Genomic DNA, 4,652 nt, shown 5'->3' on the forward strand with positions numbered 1-4,652 from the left:
AAGGTATCGATTTCAGGCTTCTTACGAACCCCATAAGGGTCATCGGTGACGAGAACGGCTGGGTGAAAGGCATGGAGTGTATGCAGATGGAACTCGGGGAACCCGATGCGTCAGGCAGGAGAAGACCCGTTGAAATAAAAGGATCGAACTTTGTCTTAGACGTGGATGTTGTCATCGTCGCGATCGGCCAGGGCCCGAACCCGATCCTCACGCAGAGCACCCCGGAGCTGAAGCTCAGAAGATCAGGAAATATCGAGGCTGATTCCGAAACAGGCAAGACGAGCATGGAAGGCGTCTTTGCGGGCGGCGATATCGTTACCGGCGCCGCTACCGTCATCCTCGCCATGGGCGCTGGAAAGGCAGCAGCAAAGGCGATCGACGAGTACCTGCAGACAAAACAGAAATAACCGCATATCCTTTGAATCCGGAAGGGCAGAACCTTGTGTTCTGCCCTTTTTTTGTTTATGTTATAGTATGCGCAAGAACCACTACGAAGGAGAAGACAGATGAAAAAGATCGTTTTGCTTCGCCACGGAGAAAGCACCTGGAACAAGGAAAACCTTTTTACGGGCTGGACGGATGTTGACCTGTCGGAAAAGGGTATCGAGGAGGCAAAAGAAGCAGGCCGCGTGCTGAAAGAGCAAGGTTATATGTTTGATCTGGCCTTTACGTCTGTGCTGAAGAGGGCTATCCGCACACTCTGGATCGCCCTTGACGGGATGGACCTCATGTGGATTCCCGTCTACAATGACTGGCGGTTGAACGAACGCCACTACGGAGCGCTGCAAGGCCTCAACAAAGCACAAACGGCTGAGAAATATGGTGAGGCGCAGGTAAAGATCTGGAGGAGAAGCTATGATATCCGCCCCCCGGCGCTCGACGAGAAGGACCCTCGCTATACCGGTTCCGACCCGCGCTACCACGATCTTAGAAAAGAGCAGCACCCCCTCGCGGAATGCCTGAAGGATACCGTCGAGCGTTTCCTTCCCTGCTGGCACGAACGCATTGTACCGGTAATCAAATCCGGTCAGCGCGTCCTTATCGCTGCCCACGGGAACAGCCTGCGCGCACTTGTTAAATATCTCGATAACATCCCCGACGATGTCATCCCGGGAGTAAACATCCCCACCGGCATGCCGCTTGTCTATGAGCTGGATGATGATCTGAAACCGATACAGAATTACTATCTCGGTGATCCGGAAAAGGTTAAGGAAGCCATGGAAGCCGTTGCGAACCAGGCAAAGGCGAAAAAGACGTAATACGATTCTTTAGGATTCAAAAGATCTCACGAGAATATATTCTGTCCGGGAGGAGGGATCGTTATGAAAAATCTGCTGGAGGGTATTGAGGATATCCTGCTCATGGGCCCCGGTCCTTCCTGTGTGCCGCCGGCGGTCTATAGCGCCCTGAGCCGGACAACCCTTGGGCACCTCGATCCGTATTTTTTGAACATCGCCGAGGAACTCAAAGAGATGCTTCGCAGGATTATGAACACCAGGAACAACCTTACGATCCCCATATCAGGAACAGGTTCTGCCGGCATGGAGGCAGCCTTTGTGAATCTGGTTGAGCAGGGCGACAGGGTGCTGATCCTTTTGAACGGTGTCTTTGGCATGAGGATGCAGGATGTAGCCACCAGGCTTGGCGGCAGCGTTGATGCGCTTGAATTCACCTGGGGCACTCCTGTTGAGCCGGGAGCAGTGGAAGAAAGGATCAGACAGGAATCGTACAAGATAGTCGCAGTGGTTCACGCCGAGACCTCAACAGGTGTTAGAAACCCCGTTGCTGAGATCGGCGCCCTCCTCAAAGGCAGCGATACGATTTACCTTGTTGATACCGTTACCAGCCTTGGCGGGATCGAGGTCCGCATGGACGACTGGAACGCTGATGTCCTTTACAGCGGCACACAGAAATGTCTCTCCTGCCCCCCGGGGCTTGCACCTTTCTCATTAAACGAAAAGGCAATGGCAAAGCTGAATGGGCGGAAAACCAAGGTCCCCAACTGGTATCTTGATCTTACTATGATCGCTGATTATTGGGGCCAAAACCGGGTTTACCACCACACGGCGCCGGTGAACATGCTCTACGGCCTCTACCAGGCGCTCCTTTTGATCCTCGAAGAGGGACCGGAAGATGTGTTCCGGCGACACAGGGAAAGCCACATGGCGCTGGTTGGGGGCCTGGAAGAGATGGGTCTCAGGATGCTTGTAGATGAGCCTTATCGCCTCCCCATGCTGAACGCTGTCTGCGTACCCGAAGGAGTCGATGAACTATCTGTCCGCAAGCGCTTACGCAGCGAATTCAGGATCGAGATCGGCGGAGGCCTGGGGCCTCTTGCCGGGAAGATCTGGCGCATAGGGGTAATGGGACATACGGCGAGAAAGGAAAATGTAGCGAGATTCCTTTCGGCGCTGAAGGAAGTCTTGCGAAAAGGATAAGCCGTGGAAGGCAGTGAAAAGTGAAAGGTGAAAGGTGGGGAAACCCGTAATTCGTGAATCGTAATTCGTAATTGGATGAACCTTAATAGAACGTGAAAAATGGAAGGTGATGGGTAACAGGTGATAGGCCGTGCACTTTGTCATTGCGAGCGGAGCGTGGCAATCTCATTAATAGTTCATCCCCTATGGGGTCGCTACATCGCTTCGTCCCTCGCACCTTATGCTTTTCCAATTACGTTTCACGAATTACGAATTACGGTTGTTCTCGCCGAACGCCCAACGCCGAACGAATCACGGGTATTCTGCCGTGAGCTGGTTTTCTATATAGGGACATGGTGAAGAAGGTCAGGGGAGGGGATTGGTTGTGCCTGCAAAGAAGGCCCTCAGCCTTAGAGGCCAACGGGCAGGGCTTCGCAGCGTGTGCCATGCCAGGCGGACCCCGGCGATCTCCCCGCTGTCCAGGATCATCTCTCCGTAAAATTCCCTGTTGAAGGCGCTCACGATAGTATCCACCTCTTCCTTCAATGCAGGGAACCTTCCGGTAAGCCTGGAGCAAAACTCCGATGGCGTTTCATCGAGGCGGCGACGGATGCCGCTTGGCCTTGACCATTGCGTGAGCGCCCTATAAAAATCCGCTGCGGTCCTGTAACCTCTCAGGAGCTGCCTTGCTTTCCCGACAAGAAGAATAAAGAGACCCCACACCCGCGCGATCGCCCGTAGCAAGCGCGCCCCCCAATCCATCTTGTTGCGATCCGTCCGCGTGCGGGAAAGAAGCCACTTCATGAAATAGAACACGGAAAAGACGATAATGGCAAGCATGATCAACCCGAGGGCAGTCCCTAAGAGCCAGCCAAATATTTTTTCCACAACCTCCATCCACGCTGCATGGCCGGAAGATGATAACCGGTCGAATATGTTTTCTTTTGGGCTTGAGGGCAGCTCGATCACTTTTGTTTGCCGGGGCAAATAAAGGAACCGGATAAAACTTGCAAAGATAATACCCAGGGAGGATACCCCACCCCTGATAAGGCCGTAGCTTACACGGGCGGCACTTACCAGCTGATGCTGGAAAAAGACCACAAGACTCACCACTGAGGCGGAAACGGCGCAGATAAAACCCATGACAACACCGAACCTTCGATAGCCGGCGATAAAGCCCGAAGAGGCCGCAGTTCGTCCCCGGGTCATTCCTATCGATGTCAGGCCAAAGAAAAAGAATATGCAGGCGAGAGGTCCTGTTAAAGGGTCGTTGATGGAGAGATTCCCTTTTACCAGGAGGGCAAATTTCATCAGGAGGAGACTTAGGAATGCGGCAAGGCCGAGATCAAAGCGGGAGCAGATCTTCTCATGCGTTTTCGGTCTTACGGCGAATCGTGCCCCGCCGGCCCAGAAGGCTGCTGCCCAGAATACAGAGACAACGACCAGGAGCCACTCCATCGCGCTGTGCGGGATGCCGAAGAACTCAATGAGCCACTGGCGGCTGAGAAAGGAAGAGGTAATATCACTGAAAACATAGATGGTCCTCAGTGCCGCATATACAATACCCGCTGTCTGCAAGAGCACGATCGAGATAACCCTCAGACCCCTGCCCGTGGAAAGGCCGGTGATGGCGGCGCCGGCCAGGAATATAACGGCAGCCTCAAGAAGAGGAGTGTGGCGCTGCGCCACGGATATCGTGGAAAACGTCGCCCACGCATAGAGCCAGGTGAACTCCATGACAGCGGCGGCGAAGGAAAGCAGGACGTTTCCGCTACGCTTCATGTTCTTTTCCTGTATCGCTCACGAGGATCTCGTTGAGAGACCGGATGGCCCTTCCGGATTTGGTATAGGGAACGCCTGAGTGATCATTGGTAAGGCCGCAAACATAATGGATGACCGGTATCTTGCGACGCCTGAAATACTCATCGGCGGCTCGTGATGTCTCGTCCGGCCCGTAAGAGAAATAGAGGCATGTGACCCCGAAGGGAAGGTTGGCGTTTTGTTTGAGCCCTTGCAGCAGGTCCCGCCCTTTTTCCATACTGCTGCGCGCCAGCGTTTCCAGGATCGCCTGCAGGTGTCCCGGGTCTCTTTTAACGGACCTTGCGGGAGCTGTTTTTCCCGTCAGGACGGCATCTGTCGCGAACCCCATGGCTATACCCTGCTTGTCGAACGAGACGGCCAGCGACGCGACCGCTTCGAGACTGCGCTCAAATTCATAAGAGGCCCCGGACCTGG

General features: G+C 54.1%; 5 protein-coding genes. 3 read left to right on the plus strand and 2 right to left on the minus strand.

What is annotated here, in order from left to right; translation table 11 throughout:
• The 3 genes from PHU49_14910 to PHU49_14920 all read left to right on the plus strand — a co-directional run.
• On the plus strand, positions 1-407 hold a 407-nt coding region (locus PHU49_14910), incomplete at its 5' end, for an FAD-dependent oxidoreductase (protein MDD5245297.1).
• Between the two features lie 99 nt (positions 408-506).
• On the plus strand, positions 507-1,259 hold the full coding sequence (gpmA, locus tag PHU49_14915) for a 2,3-diphosphoglycerate-dependent phosphoglycerate mutase (GenBank protein MDD5245298.1): 753 nt from the start codon (positions 507-509) through the stop codon (positions 1,257-1,259).
• A gap of 63 nt (positions 1,260-1,322) precedes the next feature.
• A complete protein-coding gene (locus tag PHU49_14920) occupies positions 1,323-2,438 on the plus strand; it encodes an alanine--glyoxylate aminotransferase family protein (protein MDD5245299.1) in 1,116 nt (371 codons plus the stop codon).
• A 345-nt stretch (positions 2,439-2,783) separates the two neighbouring features.
• On the opposite strand, the gene PHU49_14925 is transcribed toward PHU49_14920, so the two are convergent.
• Together PHU49_14925 and PHU49_14930 are read right to left on the minus strand one after the other, a co-directional pair.
• On the minus strand, positions 2,784-4,199 hold the full coding sequence (locus PHU49_14925) for a DUF4129 domain-containing protein (GenBank protein MDD5245300.1): 1,416 nt from the start codon (positions 4,197-4,199) through the stop codon (positions 2,784-2,786).
• A partial coding sequence (locus tag PHU49_14930; protein MDD5245301.1) for a hypothetical protein occupies positions 4,189-4,652 on the minus strand: 464 nt, incomplete at its 5' end. The genes PHU49_14930 and PHU49_14925, both read right to left, overlap by 11 nt.

This window comes from Syntrophorhabdaceae bacterium (assembly GCA_028713955.1).
Taxonomy (GTDB): Bacteria; Desulfobacterota; Syntrophorhabdia; order Syntrophorhabdales; family Syntrophorhabdaceae; genus UBA5609.

What these genes read in the sequence shown, in the direction of transcription:
- gpmA (MDD5245298.1), top strand. Translation starts at nt 507, where the DNA reads ATGAAAAAGATCGTTTTGCTTCGCCACGGAGAAAGCACCTGGAACAAG.
- PHU49_14920 (MDD5245299.1), top strand. Translation starts at nt 1,323, where the DNA reads ATGAAAAATCTGCTGGAGGGTATTGAGGATATCCTGCTCATGGGCCCC.
- PHU49_14925 (MDD5245300.1), bottom strand. Translation starts at nt 4,199, where the DNA reads ATGAAGCGTAGCGGAAACGTCCTGCTTTCCTTCGCCGCCGCTGTCATG.